Source organism: Amycolatopsis sp. WAC 04182 (genome assembly GCF_003947465.1).
In the GTDB taxonomy this organism is placed as follows: domain Bacteria; phylum Actinomycetota; class Actinomycetes; order Mycobacteriales; family Pseudonocardiaceae; genus Amycolatopsis.
Genome location: NZ_QHJJ01000007.1, coordinates 222,918 through 239,602, shown reverse-complemented (window position 1 = coordinate 239,602; position 16,685 = coordinate 222,918). Strand labels below are relative to the sequence as shown.

Sequence of the window (16,685 nt, the reverse complement as noted above, 5' to 3'; positions counted from 1 at the left end):
TGGTCCTCGTCATGACGACACAGACCGACCACGCGATCGGCAAGGCCGCCGCCGAGCGGCTCACCATCTTCGTCGACGCGGTGATCGCGATCGCGCTCACCTTGCTGGCGCTGGATCTCCCGATCCCCCACGGCGACACCACCGGCGCCATGCTGAGCTCGATCTCGACCCATGGCAAGGAATACCTCGCCTTCGCGCTCGGCTTCGCGGTGATCGCCGCCCACTGGCGCGCCCACCACGAGATCTTCCCCCACGTCCGCTCGCTGAGCGGCCGCCTGATCAGCCTCACCCTGGTCTGGCTGTTCATGCAGGTCCTGATGCCGTTCGCGACGCGGGTCATCACCGCCGAGGGAGCCTTCCCGCTCCGGTTCAGCCTGTACGCGACGGTGCAGGTCCTCGCCTCCGCGTCGTTCGCGCTGATCATCAGGGAGATCCGGCGCGAACACCTGTACGGGACCGGCGGACCGCCCCGGGTGTTCGCCCAGAGCCTGACGCGCAGCGTCTGCTTGGCCGCGGTGTTCGGGATCTCCGTGCCCGTCTCGTTCCTGACGAACGACGCCGTCGCCTACCTGTGCTGGCTCGCGGCGCCTGTCGCGCTCGCCGTGGCCCGCCGCGTCCAGGACCGCAGGCCGTCCGACAGCTGAGCGGCCTGGCCGGCTCGGATCAGCGCAGCGCCGTCAGGACGTAGTCGTCGCCGGACTGCCACACGGGTGCCACTTCGGCGAAGCCCGCTTCCCGGAGCAGCCTGGTGTGTTCCTGCGGGCTCAGCCGGTTGCCGTAGCCGGTCGAGATACCGCGCAACTCGTCGGCCGTGAACCGCTCCCGCAGCGCCGGATCGGCGGCGACCGCCGCCCACCAGGCCTTCCATTCCTCGTTGGCGCCGACCCCGGCACGCGCCGCCCGCCGGTTCTTGACCACCTCGGCGAGTTCGCGCATGCCCGGTTGTTCGTCGTAGAGGTGGTCGCCGTTGACGAGCGCTCCGCCCTCCCTCAGCGCTCCGGCGAGGTCACGGTAGACGTCGGCGAGCCGCTCGGGACGCAGCCAGTGCAACGCGGTCGTCGAGACGGCGGCGTCGACCGGCTTCCCTTTCAGCCAGCCGCTCTCGGCGAGGTCGGCTTGGAGGTATTCGATGTCGGTCTCCCGCGGCCGGGTGGCCCGGGCGAGGGCGAGCAGGAACGGGTCGTTGTCGACGCCGACGACCCGTGCGCGCGGCAGCCGTGCGGCGAGCCTCGTGGCCAGCGATCCCGGGCCGCAGCCGAGGTCCAGCACCAGCGGATCGGCGACGTCCCGGCAGACGTGCTCGACGACGTCGATCAGCACGGCGAAGCGTTCTTCGCGGTCGGCGACGTAGCGTTCCTGCTGGATGTCCCATCGGCGCACCCAGTCCGCCGCGAGCTTCTCGTCCACCTGCCCTCCTTCGTGATCTTGATCCTGTGTAGCACACGCCGGACATGGGTTACCGTGGGCGCCACAACGCAAGAAGGTGCCCGTCGGGGGAAGCCGGTGTGAATCCGGCGCTGACCCGCAACCGTGAACGACCTGGGACGACGTCTCAGCGCCGTGAGCCGGACTGCCCGCCGGGTACCGCCAGCCCCAACTGTCGTGGAGTACGGAGCGGGGTCCCGTTCACGTGCGGCCGCGCGCCCGGGACAGTGCTCGATGTCCCGGAGGTTCCTATGACGCGTCATCCGCTCACCCGACGGCGGCTGCTCGCCCTGGCCGCTCTCACGCCGTTGGCCGCGTGCGGGACCGCGCCGTCGGACACGGGCCGGTTGAGGGTCGCGTTCGCCGCGGGCGGCTCGAAGGAGACCCTGGACCCGTCCCAGGTCTCCCTTTTCGTCGACCAGGCGCGGGCCAAGGCGCTCTTCGACACGCTGGTCGCCTACAACGCCGACACCTCGTTGCGGCCGCGGCTGGCCGAGTCCTGGGAGAGCGACGCTTCCGGCACACGCTGGCGGATCCGGCTGCGGCAGGCGGCCTTCCACGACGGCCGTCCCGTCACGGCGGACGACGTGCTCTACACCTTCCGGCGGATCGCCGACCCCGCACTGGCGTCCTCGTCACGGCAGTACTTCGCGAAGGTCGACTTCGGCCGCAGCAAAGCGGTGTCCCCCACCGAGATCGAGCTGACGCTGACCGCTCCCGACTTCGAGTTCCCGTCGGGCTGGGGTGCTCCCGGCGCGGAGATCGTGCCTGCCGGGACGACGGACTTCCGGGCACCCATCGGCTCCGGTCCGTTCCGTTTCGTCTCGTTCACCCCCGGTGGCCCGGCGGTGTTCCGCAAGAACGAGTCCCATTGGGACGGCGCGCCGGGCGTCGACGAGCTGGAATTCGTACCGGTCAACGAAGAAGCCGCCCGCGTCAACGCCTTGCTGTCCGGGCAGGTCGACTACGTTCACGATCTCGCGGCCGGTACCGCGGCCCGCCTGGCCGGTGACGGGCGCGTCTCGTTGCTCGAAGCCAAGGGAACGACGATGCAGGGCATGATGCTGCGCGTGACGCGGCCGCCGTTCGCCGACCCGAGGCTGGTGCGCGCCGTACTGTCCGGAGTGGACAGAGAGGCGCTGAACCGGGTCGCCTTGGCCGGACGCGGCGAGATCGGCAACGACCTGTTCGGCAAAGGACTCCGCGGGTACGCCACCGGCATCCCCCAGCGCGGCCGCGATGTGGAGCTGGCCCGTTCGCTCGTCCGCGAGGCGGGCGCGGAGGGGCTGGCCTTCGCCGTCGAAACCAGCGACGTCGACCCGGGCTTCGCCACCGCGGCCACGCTGATTTCCCAGCAGCTGGGAGAAATCGGGCTGAAGGTCACCCCGAACACGCGCGGGTCGAGCACCTACTTCAGCGAGATCAAGACGAAGGGGGTCGCCGCGCTCACCCGCACGGCGACCCTGCCGGTACCGACGTTCCTCAATCAGCGCTTCCGGACCGGCGGTTCGAACAACGTCAACGGTTTCGCGTCACCGGAGTTCGACGCCCTCATGGACCGGGCCGCGGCCACCGCGGACGAGGGTGCCCGGCTGGCTCTGTTCGGTGACGCCCAGCGGATCGTGCACGAATCCGGGGGTCTGCTCGCCTGGGGCTTCAGCACCTGGACGATCGGCGTGTCGAAGCGGGTGTCCGGACTGGTGACCGCGCCGCCGAACACCTTCGACTGGGCGAGGTTCGACCGCGCCCGGCTGTCCTGACGTGCCGGGTTACGCCGTCCGGCGGCTGGGCTTCGCCGTCCTGCAGGCGATGTTCGTGCTGGTCGCGACGTTCGCCGTGACCGCGTTGCTCCCCGGCGACGCGGCGTCGGTCGTGCTCGGCGAGCAGGCCACCGACGAGCAGGTGGCGACCGTGCGCCACCGGCTCGGCCTCGACCAGCCGCTCCTCGACCGGTTCGGGCACTGGTTTTCGGGGCTGCTCACCGGGGATCTCGGCCGCTCGCTCGTGACCGGCGCCCCGGTGACCGAGGAGATCGCCCGCCGCTTCGCCGCCACCGCCTTGCTCGCCGGGGCGACCCTGCTCGTGCTCGTCCCGCTCGCGCTGGGCATCGGGGTGACCTGCGGGCTGCGCGAAGGGTCACGGATCGACCGCGTGCTCACGTCGGTCACGCTGTTCCTCCACGCGATCCCCGAGTTCGTCTTCGGTCTGCTGCTCGTCGCCGGATTGGCCGTCTACACCGGATTGCTCCCGGCGACCGCAGCCGGAACCGAGCCTGCCGCCCACCCCGAGGTGCTCGTGCTGCCGGTGATCGTGCTGGTCGCCCGGCAGCTGTGCGACGTCGCCCGGCAGCTCCGGATCGGGATCGCCGAGCAGACCCGAGGCCAGGTGGCCGGGCATCTGCGCCTGCTCGGCCTGCCCGAACGCACCGTGGTGCTGCGTCATCTCCTGCCCGCCGCCGCGGCCCCCGCCGTGCAGCAACTCGCCCGCGCCGTCGAAGGGCTGCTGACCGGCACGGTGATCGTCGAGTCCCTGTTCGCGATCACCGGCCTCGGCACGGGTTTCGTCGAGGCCGTGCAGAACCGGGACATCCCGCAGGTGCAGGGATACGTGCTGACGTTCGCCGGCGTGGTCGTGCTCGGGAACCTCGTCGCCGACCTCGTCGCGCATCGGCTCACGCCGCAGCGGGAGGCCGCCACGTGGTGAAGCGGACGTTCGGGTGGTCCCTGCTCGCGGTGCCGCTGGTGCTCGCGATGGCCGGGCCGCTGCTCGCGGGCCGCGTGGAGTCCGTCGGGGCGCCGTGGCAGGCGCCGGACGCCGCCCATCCCCTCGGCACCGACGTCCTCGGCCGCGACGCGCTCACGGTGATCCTCGCGGGCGGGTTCCCCGTGATCGGCATGACGGCCGCCGCGCTCGCGCTCGCCTACCTGATCGGGGTGCCGCTCGGTCTCGTCGCGGCCGGGCGCGGACGGCTGGCCGACGAAACCGTGATGCGGTCCCTCGATCTCGTGCTGGCCTTCCCGTCGCTGCTGGTGCTCATGGTGCTCGCCGCGACCGGGCACCGCGGGCCCGGCGTGCTCATTCCCGTCGTCGCCGTCCTCCAGTTGCCCGCGATCACCCGCGTGGTGCGGGCCGCGGCGTTGGCGCCTGGCTGCCGCGCCGCCGTGGAAGCCCTTACCCTGCAAGGACAACCGTGGTGGCGGATCCAGCTCGGCTATGTCGCCCGGCACCTCGCCGGTCCCGTCGCGACCGACGCCGGGACGCGGCTCGGCGTGGTGCTCTACCTGCTGGCGTCGGCGAACTTCCTCGGGCTCGGCCTGCCGGCGGACTCGCCGGACTGGGCCGTGGTCATCGAACGTAACAGCGAAGCCCTCTACACCTCGCCCGCGGTGGTCCTCGTTCCCGCCGCGCTGCTGATGGCGTTGTGCGTCGGCACGAACCTCGTCACCGACCGGCTGCTCGCCGCCAGGCGGGTGATCGCGTGACCGTCCTGGAAATCACCGGTCTGTCCGCCCGCGCCGGGGAAACCGCTTTGCTCGACGACGTTTCACTGTCCCTCGAAGCGGGCCGGGTACTCGTCGTGCTCGGCGCGTCCGGCGCGGGAAAGACCACCTTGGGGCTCGCCGCGACCGGACAGGCCCGCCCGGGGATCACGTTGTCCGGGTCGGTCGTGCTGGCGGGGTCGCCGCTCCTGGGCCGGACCGCTTCCGAACTGCGACGGGCCCGGGCCGGCGTCATCGGCCACCTGCCGCAGCAGCCGTCGGCGGTCCTGGACCCGGTCCGCCGCTGCGGGCCGGTGCTGACCGAACTCGCCGCCCTCCGCCACCGCGGCCGTGCCGCGCGGCTCACGGCGGCCCGCACCGCGCTGGCGGAATCGGGACTCGACCGGACGTTGTGGCGCCGGTTCCCGCATCAGTTGTCCGGCGGGCAGCAGCAGCGCATGGCCCTCGCCACCACTCTCGTGAACCGGCCCCGGGTGCTGGTCCTCGACGAACCGACCAGCGGTCTCGACGCGGCGAACAGGGCCGTGCTCACCGCCCGGCTCGCGGAACTTTCCCAGGCCGGGACGGCGTTGCTGATCCTGACCCACGACCTCACGCTGGCCCGCGCCCTGGCCGGCGACGTCGCCGAACTCCGCGACCACCGCTTGGTGCCGTCCGCGGCGGTTCCCGAACCCGTTCGCGTCGACAGCCCGCCGCCGTCGCCGTCCTCACCGGTGCTCGTCGTCCGCGGGCTCACCGTGCGCGCCGGGCGGACGACGCTCGTCGAGGACTTCGACCTGGAACTGGCGGCGGGCAGCCGCACCACACTCGCCGGCACCTCGGGCGCGGGCAAGACGACGGTCGCCCGCGCGCTCGCAGGCTTGACTCCACCGAGCGCGGGCACGATCGAAATCGACGGCGTCCGGCTCCCCCGCCTCGCCCGTCGTCGCACTCACGCGCAACTGCGCGCGGTCCAGTACGTCCACCAGGACAGCCGCGCGTCCTTCGACGAATTCCGCGACGTGCTCGACCAGGTGGCCGACACCGCCCGTCTCCTTCGCGGGCTCAGCCGTGCGGACGCCCTGCTCGAAGCGACGGAAACCCTGCGCTCCCTGGGAATCGAAGCGGCCGACCGCCGTCCCGGCCTGCTCTCCGGCGGCCAGCTCCAACGCTGCGCCGTGGCCCGCGCGCTCCTCGCCCGTCCCCAGGTCCTGATCTGCGACGAAGTGACCTCGGCGCTCGACGCGGCCAACCGCACGCGGCTGCTGGAGGTCCTCGCCACCGCGGCGGAACGGCACGGCACCGCGTTGCTCATGATCAGCCACGAAGACACCGCGGCTCCGCTCACGATCACGATGGGGGCTGAATCAACGGGTTGACGCCTCTCGTCTGTCCATTAGGGACAGTTTCGCGGTGGCGTGCTTCTCGTGTCGCGAAAGCCACACCCGCCGCCCGCCTCCGACGTTGCGAAAGCCACTTTCGCAACGTTGAAGGTTGCGAAAGTGGCTTTCGCAACACGCCACCCCACCTCAAGCCGACCGAACGGTCCCTTGTGGACACAACGCACAAGCCTTCCACCGGCTCAGCCGTATGCCCGCACCCTCTCCCGACGTGACCCGAAACCCACTCCCGGAAGCGACCACAGACCGCCAGGCCATTCGACGGCAGCCGGACGCCAGCCGAGCAAGGTCCTCCGGAAAACCACGTCAAGCTCCCCATCGACCAGCGCCTGCACGAACGCCACGAACTCCTCGAAGTCCTCCCGCGAGTCCACTTCGAACGGATCCAGATCGTCGAGGAACAGATCCCCGACGCTACCGGTCATGCGCAGTTCCAGGCGCGGCGCCCCAGGCACAGCAGGCTCGACCCGGACGACACCAGGGGCGACGCTGATCGAGACCGCCCCGCTCTCGATCAGCCGCCGGTACGCGGTTCCGAGTGCGTCCGCGAACCGGTCCATCGTCGTCCCTCGGTCAGGTGGTGACAGAACTACGCTTCGGGATTGTACTGCCAGCTACTCCGGTAACAGGTGTCCCAACCCGCGTCGTCCACGCAGACCACGACGCGGACCCGGCTGAGTTTCGTGCCCGAGTTGTACTTCAGGTTGGTCCAGTAGCTCGTGGTGCCGCATCCGCTCTCGTTCCAGCGGTACGGCGTCGAGCCGATGGTCCCCATGCCCAGGTCGGCCTCGAAGAACACGTAGACCGGGTTGCCGTCGCATTTCGTGTCCCGCACGGCCATGTTGATGTTCTTCATCCCGCTGAGCGTCCAGGTCCAGTTGGCCGATCCGTAGACCTCGCTCCCCGATGCGGTGGCCGCACCCGCCGCCGCCGACGCGGTTCCCGTGAACGCCAGTGTCGCCGCCGACGCCACCGCGGTCACCATGGCCGCCCGCCGCAGGTTCCTGCTCAGAAAACGCTTCATGTTCCCCTCCGATGTGATAAATGAATGACGACCTCTGGGGGAGGCGTCATGCTTCGTATTCACTTCACCGACCACGACCTGGCCCGCGTTCGCATCGCGGCCGCACCGGATCCGCTGTGGGAGACCGTGCTGGCCATGCAGAAACTCGCGCTCGACGGCATTCCCGCCTTCGCCCGCTGGCGGCGGCGGGTGCGAGAAGGACTACGTGAACGCGACACCCTGGTCGCGGTGCGTTTCCTGCAGACGATCGCGCCGCCGGCCCGGTACTTCCCGGACTTCCTCACTCCCGCCGAGTCCGCGGACGGGCTGGAGGCGGGGCTGGAGGCACTCCGCGGGACGCCGGTGGATCGGCTCGGGCGCGAAGTCGGGCTGATGGCGCAGCATCGACGGCTGCCAAGGTGGACCCACGGCCTGGCCGCGGGAACGGCGCTCGATCAGGTCGCCGAGGCGCTCAAGATCGCCCACGACACCTTGGTCGCTCCACAATGGACAACCGTGCGTACCCAGGTCGACACCGACCGTGCCGTTCGGTCGCGCCTCGCCTGCGAAAGCGGCGCACTCGGCCTGCTCGACTCACTCCGCCCGGCCTTCCGCTGGGAGGCCCCGATCCTGACCGCGCGCTACCCCATCGATCGCGATCTCCACCTTCGCGGGCGCGGCATCCGGCTCGTCCCCTCCTACTTCTGCTGGGACACCCCGGTCGCCCTCGCCGACGACGACCTTCCACCGGTCCTCGTCTTCCCAGTGTCCCACGAGCACGAACCCGCGCCGCTGCCGAAACACCTGGCCACCCTGCTTGGCCGGACCCGCGCCGCGGTCCTGTACGCGGTGGCGGGCTGCCCCGCCAGTGGCGAACTCGCCGACCGGCTCGGCGTTTCGGCGGCCGCGGTATCGCGGCACACCACCGTGCTCCGTGACGCCGGGCTCATCACCAGCCGTCGCCACGGAGCCGTGGTGCTGCACCATCTCACGCCGCTGGGCGCCGCGATGCTGGGCTGAGCCGTCAGCGCACGATCCGCCACGGCGTGCAGCTGTCGTCTCCCGCGTCGTCCTCGCAGAGCCGGAACGACGTCACGTCCGGGATCGTGGCGTGACCGCAGCCGATCTTCGACCCGTTGTTGTCGCGAAGAGTCAGAAATCCGTTCTTCTGCCGATACTGGGCGTAGACGCCGTTACCGTCCTGCTCCTCGTCACACACCCCGGCACGATCGTCACCGGTTTCGTACTGGGCGTAGTCGAGTTCTTGCCGGATGAGGTAGCTGGTTCCCGCCTCCGCGGTCGAAGTCCCCAGTGCCAGCGCCGAAATCATCGCGGCGCCGACGAGCATCACTTTCCGGATCATCGTTCCCCTCCTCTTGGCCCTCCCCTGGGCCACGGGAACAGCCTGCCGCCTCTCCCCATCGGCCGACGAGACTTTTGCGCCACAGCGGAAAACCGCAGGCAGGGGCCCTCGTCAGCCGACGTGGATTCCCGGGCGGAGCGCGGGATCGCGTTCGCTGGTGCGGATGATCTCGCGGACGACGGGGGCGGTGTCGCCGCGGCCGAGGATCAGGTAGCGGAACAGATGCCCGAGTGGATTGCCCTCGCTCCACTCGAAATGGCATTGGGGCCGCACGCCGGTGCTGTCGCGCAGGGCGAGCAGGATGGCCGCGATCGCGTTGGGGGCAGCGGGGCTTTCCGCGCGGAGCACCCGGAATCCCTCGATCTCGACACCGCGCACCTTCAGCACGTCGCTGAAGCCGGACGGGTCGATGACGTCGATTTCGAGGAACAGGACGTCGGCGGCGCCCGGTACCGGGTTCAGGCCGCGCTGCTCGGCTTCCTTCGCCCGGTATTCGTCGGCGTCCCCGGCCTGGCGCCGGTTCGCGATGATGGTGAGCGCGCCGTCGTGCGCGATCGAATCGGTGACGAACCGGCGCGCGGGCTCGTCGAATTCGATGTGGTCAACCCGCAGTTCCGTGGTGCGGGTGACCCGCGAGATCAGCGACACCACGATGATCCCGAGAATGAAGAACGCGGAGATGGTGAGCCCGTCGGGCTTCTCGATGACGTTCTCCACCAAGGCGTAGATCAGGATCAGGGTCAGCACGGCGAACGCGATCGCCGCCTTGCGCTGCCGCTTCTTCGCCGCGGAGATGGCCACCGCGACCGACGCCGACACCATCATCGCGAGGATCCCGGTGGCATACGCCCCGGCCTGGGCGTTGACGTCCGCGTTGAAGATGATCGTGACCAGGACGCAGATCGCGGTGTAGACCAGCACGACCGGGCGGACGGCACGGGCCCAGTCCGGCGCCATCCCGTACGCGGGCAAGTAGCGCGGGACGATGTTGATCAGCCCGGCCATCGCCGACGCCCCGGCGAACCACAGGATCAGGATGCTGCTGATGTCGTAGGCCGTGCCGACCCATTCGCCGAGCAACTCGTGCGCGAGGTATGCCAGCGCGCGGCCGTTCGCCTCGCCGCCCGGCTGGAACTTCTCGGCCGGGATCAGGACCGTGGTGACGAAACTGGTCGCGATCAGGTAGACCGACATGATCAGCGCGGCGGCGGTGAGCAGCTTGCGGGTGTTGCGGATCCGGTTCGCCAGCCGCTGCTCGGCGTTCTCACCCTTGGCCGCCACCAGCGGCATCATGCTCACACCGGTCTCGAAACCCGACAAACCCAGCACCAGCAAGGGGAACGCCAGGATCGCCGGGCCGATGACACCGCCGAACCCGCCTCCGCCGGAGGTGAGCGCGTCCAGCCAGCGATCGAACGCGGCGGGATCGGCGATCACCTCACCGACCCCGGCGACCACGACAACGGCGTTCAGCACCAGGAAGATCGCGACCAGTGGGATCGCGACGCCGACCGCCTCACTGAACCCGAGCAGGAAAACCCCGCCCAGGATCAGCAGCAGGACGACCGTGATCAGCACCTCGTGCCCGTGCAGGAACGACGGGGTGATCGGATTCTCCAGCGCGTGCACCGTGGCGTCCGCCGACGACAGCGTGATCGTGATGATCCACGACGTCGCGACGAAACCCAGTAGCACCAAGACGAAGATCTTGCCGCGCCAGAACGGCAGCAGGTTCTCCAGCATCGCGACCGAACCCTGGCCGTGCGGGCTCTCCTTCGCCACCCGCCGGTACATCGGCAGCATGCCCAGCAGCGTCAGCGCCACGATCAGCAACGTCGCCAGCGGCGACAGCGCACCCGCCGCCAGCGCGGCGATCCCGGGCAGATACGACAACGTGGAGAAGTAGTCCACGCCGGTGAGACACATGACCTTCCACCACGACTGCGGGGTGGTGTGCTCCTCGTGGCTCTCCGGCCCGACCGGCTGGACCCGGTGCTCCATCAGCCACCGGCCGACCTTGCCCGACGGCGCCGCCTGCCGGACCGGGCTCTCCACCCGCTCCGGGACAGCATGCTCCGGTACCTCGGTCATTCCGTGCCCTCCCCGAATCGCACGTACGCCTCCCGCGGGCCACCCTGACCCATCGTGGTGGCCGCACACCGACGCGGACACTAACGAACCAGCGCTAAGAATCACCGCGCCCACCGTAAAGAAAACGTAAGTGTCGTAAGGGCTCCAGCCCTCACCCGCCATCCGGCAGGCGCGCCTTCCAGACGCCGGATCAGCTACCGACACCGGAGGCGCACGGCCGGATCCACGGGCGATTAGGCTGTCGACGAGAAGCAAGAGCCGAGGAGTACATGAATCCGCCGCACGAGGGCACCCGGTCACGATGAATCCGACCACTGCCGCCGACCCCTTCGTCCACCCCGCGCTGTTCTACCGAGGGCAGGACGACTACCTGGCGGGCACGGTCCCCTTCATCCGGCAAGGCCTGGACGGCGGCGAACCGGTCGCGGTCTCGGTGCCGGGCCCCAACCTGGACCTGCTGCGGACCGCGCTGGGCGAGGACGCCGAGCGGGTCCGGCTGCTGGACATGACCGAAGAAGGCCGCAATCCCGGCCGGATCATCCCCGGCGTCCTGCGGGCGTTCGCCGACGAGCACCCCGCCCGGCGCGTCCGCATCATCGGCGAACCGATCTGGGCCGAACGGTCCGAGCTGGAATATCCGGCGTGCGCACAGCACGAGGCACTGATCAATCTGGCGTTCACCGGCCGCGAGGTCACCATCCTCTGTCCCTACGACGTCACCCGCCTCGACGTCCGCGCACTGACCGACGCCGAAGCCACCCACCCACTCCTGATCGACTCCACCGGCGAACGCATCAGCGCCGGCTACGCCCCTGACCGCATCATCAACGGCTACAACACTTCGCTGCCCGAACCGGTCCCGACCGTACCCGCCGCGTACATCACTCTCGACGCCGTCACCGGCGACGCCGTCGCCCTGGCCGAAGCCCGTGCGATGGCCCGCGGTCAGGCAATGAGGGCGGGGCTCACCGACGATCGAGCGGGAGACGTCGAACTCGTGGTCACCGAACTCCTCGCCAACAGCGTGGACCACGGCGGCGGGCAGGGACGGCTCAGCGTCTGGCCGGAGACCGGCCTGCTGGTCTGCGAAGTCCGCGACACCGGCCACCTGACCGATCCACTGGCCGGACGCCGACCCGCCCGCGCGGGGCAGCTGCGCGGCCGCGGACTCCTGCTGATCAACCACCTGGCCGACCTCGTGCGTCTCCACACCGGGCCACGGGGCACCACCGTCCGCGCCTGCTTCACCACCACGCCGCGCTGACCGCCTCGTTTCCCCGCGGCCGCCATCGGTCCGTCGTCACTCCCGGCGGTTGGCGGATTGACCAGTCATACTCAACAAGTTATATATGAACTATGTCCTATCGAGGCGCCGGCCGGGCAGCGGTGCTCGGCGCGGGGATCGCCGGTCTCGTGACCGCACGGGTCCTGTCCGAGCACTACGACGAGGTGGTCGTCGTCGAGCGTGACGAGCTCCCGGAGCTGCCAGGGCACCGGCGATTCGTGCCTCAGTCGCACCACGCGCACGGCCTGCTGGGCTCCGGCCGCCGGGTACTGGTCGGGCTGTTCCCCGGCCTGTCGGCGGAACTGGCGGCAGGCGGCGCCCTCACCCCCGGTTCCGGTGATCCCGCGCTGGGAGATCGTTCGCTCTTCCTGGTCCGCGGCGCGACGACCATCCGGATACCCGCCTGGTGGAGCGGAGGTTTCGGGGCGAGCCGGATCCTGCTCGAGCACGCGATCCGCGCCCGCGTACGGAAACTGCCGAACGTCACGATCCTGGACCGGACACCGGCCACCGGGCTGCTGACCGACCGGTCCCGCCGCCGGGTCACCGGTGTCCGGACGCCCGGCGAGGAGCTGGGCGCCGATCTGGTGGTCGACGCGTCGGGCCGGAACTCGCCATTGCCGCAGTGGCTCGAGCGGATCGGGTACCGGCCACCACCGCATTCGGTCGTCCACTCCGACGTGCGCTACGTCAGCGTGGTCACCGAACCCGATCCGTCCTTCGATCCCGAATGGCTGGCCATCCTCGGCGGCCAGGCCGAATCCGGCTCCTCCGTCGGCGGCGTCGTCCTTCGCGTCGAGCACGGCTTGCTGCACATCTCGTTCGGCTCGATCGCCCGGCGGGGACCGGTTCCGGCGGATCTGGCCGAGCTGCGCGATTTCGCCGATCGGCTGACGGCACCGGTGGTGGCCGAGGCACTTCGCCGATCGACTCCGGCCGGCCCGATCCGCACCTTCCGCGTCCGCAGCAACACCCGGCGGCATTACGACCGTGCTCCCGAAATGCCCGACGGCGTGCTCGCGCTCGGCGACGCCGCCAGCGCGGCCAATCCCATCTACGGCCAGGGAATGAGCGTGGCCGCTCTCTCCGCGGCCGCGCTCGGCCGGGTACTCGCCGACGGCGACGACGCGGGGTTCGGGCGCCGGGCGGCACGGGCCATCGCCGCCACGTCCACCGAGGCGTGGCGCCTCGCGCTCGGCGAGGACCTCCGCTACGGATGCCGGACCGAAGGGGTCCGCTCACCTTGGACGGCCAGGTTCGGTGAGGGCTATCGCAACCGCCTGGAACGGGCGGCGGCACTGGACCCCGAGGTGGCGGCGGCCTTCAACGACGTGCTCAATCTTCACCGGCCGCTGTCGTCGCTCGGTTCCCCGAGGATCGCCCGCCGGGTGCTGCGGCCGCTGCGCGACCGCGATCCCGGTCCCCTGTCCGCGACCGTCGCCGCCGTACTCGGCGCCGCCTGAACCCGTCCGAACGAGGAGACCCATGTTCCGGCCCCAGTTCGTCGACGTCGACGACGTCTTGCTGCACGTCGAGACCGACGGCCCCGACGACGGTCCGGCCGCCCTGTTCCTCCACGGCTGGCCCGATCTCTGGTTCACCTTCGAGCCGCAGATGACCGCGCTCGCCGAACAGGGGTACCGGACACTGGCGCCGGATCAGCGCGGCTACGGCCTTTCGTCCAAACCCGCCACCGTCGCCGACTACGAGATGTCCCGGCTGGTGAACGACATCGTGCTCCTCATCGAGCGGCAGGACGCGGCGCCGGTCCATCTGGTCGGGCACGACTGGGGCGGGGCGGTGGCCTGGGCGGTGGCGATCGAACGGCCCGATCTGGTCCGGTCGCTGACCATCGTCAACTGCCCGCATCCCCAGGTGTTCGCCGACTCGTTGCGGCGCAAGCCTTCCCAGCTGCTGCGGAGCTGGTACATGGTGGCGTTCCAGATCCCCGGCCTCGCCGAGGCCGTCCTCGGCGCGCGCGGCGGCGCGGTCCTCGCGGCGATGCTCGGACACGGCGCCCGGCTGAGCGAGGCCGACCTCGACCGGCACCGCGCCGTCTGGCGCCATCCCGGCACGATCCAACGACCGCTTTTCTGGTACCGCGCGATGTTCCGGACGATGTGGCACTCGCGCCGCGCCGGCTCCGACCTGACGGTACGCGTGCCGACCCAGATCATCTGGGGACGCCGCGACGGTGCGCTCGGCGGGCATCTCGCCGAACCCAGTGCCGCCCGGTGCGAACGCTCCGAACTGCACTGGCTCGACACGAGACACTGGCCGCACCGCGAACGACCCCGGCACGTCACCGAGCTCCTCGCCGCCTGGTTCGCACGGCACGCGGACCGGAGCTGATCGATTGCTATTCTCCGGGTCTCCCGCCGGAAGGAGCCCGATGCTCAGATTCGCCCTGCTGGGTTTCCTGCTCCGGCAGCCGATGTCCGGCTACGACCTGGCCACCGCGATCCGCGGCAGCATCCACTTCGTCTGGCCCGCCCAGCTCAGCCAGATCTACCGCACGTTGAGCCAGCTCGAGGACAGCGAGCTGGTCGTGTCCGAAGTGGAGCCACAGCAGAGCAGGCCGGACCGCCGCGTGTACACGGTCACCGACGCCGGGCGGGCGGCGTTCGATTCCTGGCTGAGCGAGCTGGTCACCGAACTCGACCCAGTCCGCGTGCCCTTCATGGTCCGCTTCTTCTTCGCCGGATCCCGCTCCCTGGAGGACACCGTGACCCAGCTCCGGGTCATGCGCGACCTCCACGTCAAGGATCGCGAGCGGCTCGCCGTCGAGCTGCCGGACCAGATCGCGGCGGCCGCGGCCCTCACCGGCGGCGGCGAACTCGATCCCCTCATCTGGGACTCGGTCCGCCGGGCGGGCGAGATGATGGCCCAGACCTGGGTGGACTGGATCGACGAAACCATCGAACGACTCCAGCACGCCGCACGCGCCGGCCACGAATAAGCCGGTCAGGTCACCGTCACCGTCGCGGCCACCGGCGGCTCCTGCCCCATCGGGATCGAGCATCCGTAGTAGATCGGATGGCCGAACATGCGAAGGCCGAGCGTGATCGTGCCCGGAGTCGTGAAGGCGACCTGCTCGGTGCCCTCGATGTACCAGTGTTCACCGACCGGGATCGCCGTCGGGTTGGTCAGCCGATCGACCTTGAACTCGCCGCTGCCCGCGCCGCCCGTCTTGATGACCCCGAGGCCCATGACCGCTCCCGCGCCCAGTGGCCGGCCCGTCCAGGCCTTGACGTCCCTGACCTTGAGGAAGACCGGTACGGGCACGCCGCGCGTGACGGTGGCGGGCACGGTGATCGTCACGTTCACCGTCCGGCCGATGTCCGAACCGTTGACATAGCAGGTCTGGGTGACTGTGTCGGCCGAGGCGGTACCGGCCGTCACGGTCAGACCGAACCCGGTGGCCACCGCGATGGCGACGGCCGCGATCTTGCGACGGAACACAGGAGACCCCATTTCCGGTGAGTGCGTGAGGATTCAAGATCCCGCACGCGCCGGAGGCAAGGCGTCTTCCCCAGTGCGGTCAGCACTAGCCTGCGGTCGTGCCTCGCAGAGCCGTTTCGATTTCCGCGCCCGAGAGGCGCCGGGGGCTGACGTAGTAGAGCACTGATCCGGCCGGGAGATCGCCGTCCCACGACGGATTGACCACCAGGTCGTCGTCGGTCCGCGCGGCCAGCACCGTGGCGCCGAAAGCGCGGCCCAGCGCCAACCGGCATTTCTCGGTGCTCAACCGCCCCAGCGACTCGGGCAGACTCACCGAGTACGTCCCGGCCCCGCCCGCCGTCATCAGCTCGGAGTAGACCTCGGCGATTCCCGGCGAGGTCAGTTCTTCCGTGACCATCCGCGGTGTGTGCCACTGCACGCACTTGATCCGCGGATCCACATAGCGGACCAGCTCGGATTTCTCCATGTCCCGCAACGTCACCACGACATGCGCCGACCGGTTCGCGTGGTCGACGGTCACCGCGACGGCCAAGGCCTCGTTGTCGTCGCCCATGTCGACCAGGATGGTGCTCGCCGCCCCGACCGCGGCCCGGGCCAGCACGTCGGCCGCGGTCGGCTCGCCACGGACGAAGTCCACCGGCTGCGACGGCATGGGGTGGACCTGCACTTCGTCGCTCGCGCAAAGGACGAGCCCGGTCACGCCGTCGGCGATGAGTTGCGCGACGATGCGCTCGGTGCGGCCTGCCGTGTAGCCGATCAGGAGCGTGTGCCCGCTCGCCCGTACGGCTTCCATCCCCTGCATCCGCCGTCCCTTCGTCTGTTCGAGCCTGGAAGCGAGCTTGGTGAACACCGTGGTGAGCGTCGCGATCCCGCCGATGATGACATAGGCCCCGACGAAATGGCCCGCGGTGGTTTCCGGAGAGAAATCGCCGTATCCGACTGTCGCGGCCGTGACCACGAAGTACCACCAGTAGTTCCCCGGCCGGACGAGCTCGGCTCCCGCGGGTTCGGCCAGCACCATCAGCGGCCAGCTGGTCGCGAAGACGAAGACGACCACGACGACCGGAAGCAGCCAGCCCTGCTGCAACACCCAGCGGGCCAGCAGCCGCGCCAAGACGAACGACACCCCCGCCTCCTCACCGGCCGCGACCGCGAGCTCACTCGAACTCGCTCCACC

General features: G+C 70.1%; 17 protein-coding genes and 1 riboswitch. Of the genes, 10 read left to right on the top strand and 7 right to left on the bottom strand.

The window, feature by feature from the left end:
- Nucleotides 1–11: 11 nt before the first annotated feature.
- Entirely contained in the window at nt 12–644 is a 633-nt protein-coding gene (locus DMH01_RS33245; RefSeq protein WP_125681828.1) for a TMEM175 family protein, read from the top strand.
- A gap of 19 nt (nt 645–663) precedes the next feature.
- Here the strand turns inward: DMH01_RS33245 and DMH01_RS33240 are convergent, their stop codons facing one another.
- On the bottom strand, nt 664–1,407 hold the full coding sequence (locus DMH01_RS33240; RefSeq protein ID WP_125681826.1) for a trans-aconitate 2-methyltransferase: 744 nt from the start codon (nt 1,405–1,407) through the stop codon (nt 664–666).
- A 57-nt stretch (nt 1,408–1,464) separates the two neighbouring features.
- Nucleotides 1,465–1,593: riboswitch (cobalamin riboswitch) on the top strand.
- Nucleotides 1,594–1,676: 83 nt separating this feature from the next.
- On the opposite strand from DMH01_RS33240, the gene DMH01_RS33235 reads away from it, so the two are divergent.
- Genes DMH01_RS33235 through DMH01_RS33220 form a run of 4 tightly spaced genes read left to right on the top strand, consistent with a single transcriptional unit; the run spans nt 1,677 to nt 6,283 of the window.
- Nucleotides 1,677–3,185, top strand: coding sequence for an ABC transporter substrate-binding protein (locus DMH01_RS33235; RefSeq protein WP_125681824.1), 1,509 nt, complete (start codon nt 1,677–1,679; stop codon nt 3,183–3,185).
- Between the two features lies 1 nt (nt 3,186).
- The gene (locus DMH01_RS33230) at nt 3,187–4,128 is read left to right on the top strand and encodes an ABC transporter permease (protein WP_125681822.1); all 942 of its coding nucleotides are present in this window, start codon (nt 3,187–3,189) and stop codon (nt 4,126–4,128) included.
- Nucleotides 4,122–4,907: an ABC transporter permease gene (locus DMH01_RS33225; protein ID WP_125681820.1), complete on the top strand. Its 786-nt coding sequence runs from the start codon at nt 4,122–4,124 to the stop codon at nt 4,905–4,907. The genes DMH01_RS33230 and DMH01_RS33225 overlap by 7 nt, the downstream gene beginning before the upstream one ends.
- Nucleotides 4,904–6,283 (top strand): ABC transporter ATP-binding protein, encoded by a 1,380-nt coding sequence (locus DMH01_RS33220; RefSeq protein WP_125681818.1) that lies wholly within the window; start codon nt 4,904–4,906, stop codon nt 6,281–6,283. The genes DMH01_RS33225 and DMH01_RS33220 overlap by 4 nt, the downstream gene beginning before the upstream one ends.
- 203 nt (nt 6,284–6,486) lie before the next feature.
- On the opposite strand, the gene DMH01_RS33215 is transcribed toward DMH01_RS33220, so the two are convergent.
- Nucleotides 6,487–6,864, bottom strand: coding sequence for a hypothetical protein (locus DMH01_RS33215; protein WP_125681816.1), 378 nt, complete (start codon nt 6,862–6,864; stop codon nt 6,487–6,489).
- 29 nt (nt 6,865–6,893) lie between these two features.
- A complete protein-coding gene (locus DMH01_RS33210; RefSeq protein WP_125681814.1) occupies nt 6,894–7,328 on the bottom strand; it encodes a hypothetical protein in 435 nt (144 codons plus the stop codon).
- A 48-nt stretch (nt 7,329–7,376) separates the two neighbouring features.
- Between DMH01_RS33210 and DMH01_RS33205 the strand changes: the two genes are divergently transcribed.
- Nucleotides 7,377–8,327 (top strand): helix-turn-helix transcriptional regulator, encoded by a 951-nt coding sequence (locus DMH01_RS33205; protein ID WP_125681812.1) that lies wholly within the window; start codon nt 7,377–7,379, stop codon nt 8,325–8,327.
- Nucleotides 8,328–8,331: 4 nt separating this feature from the next.
- Here DMH01_RS33205 and DMH01_RS33200 read toward each other — a convergent pair whose 3' ends face one another.
- Both DMH01_RS33200 and DMH01_RS33195 read right to left on the bottom strand, forming a co-directional pair.
- On the bottom strand, nt 8,332–8,670 hold the full coding sequence (locus DMH01_RS33200; protein WP_125681810.1) for a hypothetical protein: 339 nt from the start codon (nt 8,668–8,670) through the stop codon (nt 8,332–8,334).
- Between the two features lie 111 nt (nt 8,671–8,781).
- Complete coding sequence (locus DMH01_RS33195; protein ID WP_125681808.1) at nt 8,782–10,761, bottom strand: amino acid transporter; 1,980 nt, start codon at nt 10,759–10,761, stop codon at nt 8,782–8,784.
- A 301-nt stretch (nt 10,762–11,062) separates the two neighbouring features.
- Here DMH01_RS33195 and DMH01_RS33190 point away from each other — a divergent pair, with 301 nt between their 5' ends.
- The 4 genes from DMH01_RS33190 to DMH01_RS33175 all read left to right on the top strand — a co-directional run bounded on the left by DMH01_RS33190 (nt 11,063) and on the right by DMH01_RS33175 (nt 15,005).
- Nucleotides 11,063–12,025, top strand: a complete 963-nt coding sequence (locus DMH01_RS33190) for a sensor histidine kinase (RefSeq protein ID WP_125681807.1) — start codon at nt 11,063–11,065, stop codon at nt 12,023–12,025.
- A 92-nt stretch (nt 12,026–12,117) separates the two neighbouring features.
- Nucleotides 12,118–13,509 (top strand): NAD(P)/FAD-dependent oxidoreductase, encoded by a 1,392-nt coding sequence (locus DMH01_RS33185; protein ID WP_125681805.1) that lies wholly within the window; start codon nt 12,118–12,120, stop codon nt 13,507–13,509.
- A gap of 22 nt (nt 13,510–13,531) precedes the next feature.
- Entirely contained in the window at nt 13,532–14,398 is an 867-nt protein-coding gene (locus DMH01_RS33180; RefSeq protein ID WP_125681803.1) for an alpha/beta fold hydrolase, read from the top strand.
- A 40-nt stretch (nt 14,399–14,438) separates the two neighbouring features.
- Nucleotides 14,439–15,005 carry a PadR family transcriptional regulator gene (locus DMH01_RS33175; protein ID WP_125681801.1) on the top strand — a complete coding sequence of 189 codons (567 nt, stop codon included), beginning with the start codon at nt 14,439–14,441 and terminating at the stop codon, nt 15,003–15,005.
- Nucleotides 15,006–15,010: 5 nt separating this feature from the next.
- On the opposite strand, the gene DMH01_RS33170 is transcribed toward DMH01_RS33175, so the two are convergent.
- Together DMH01_RS33170 and DMH01_RS33165 are read right to left on the bottom strand one after the other, a co-directional pair.
- The gene (locus tag DMH01_RS33170) at nt 15,011–15,508 is read right to left on the bottom strand and encodes a hypothetical protein (protein WP_125681799.1); all 498 of its coding nucleotides are present in this window, start codon (nt 15,506–15,508) and stop codon (nt 15,011–15,013) included.
- Between the two features lie 85 nt (nt 15,509–15,593).
- The gene (locus DMH01_RS33165) at nt 15,594–16,634 is read right to left on the bottom strand and encodes an ion channel (RefSeq protein ID WP_125681797.1); all 1,041 of its coding nucleotides are present in this window, start codon (nt 16,632–16,634) and stop codon (nt 15,594–15,596) included.
- Between the last annotated feature and the right edge of the window lie 51 nt (nt 16,635–16,685).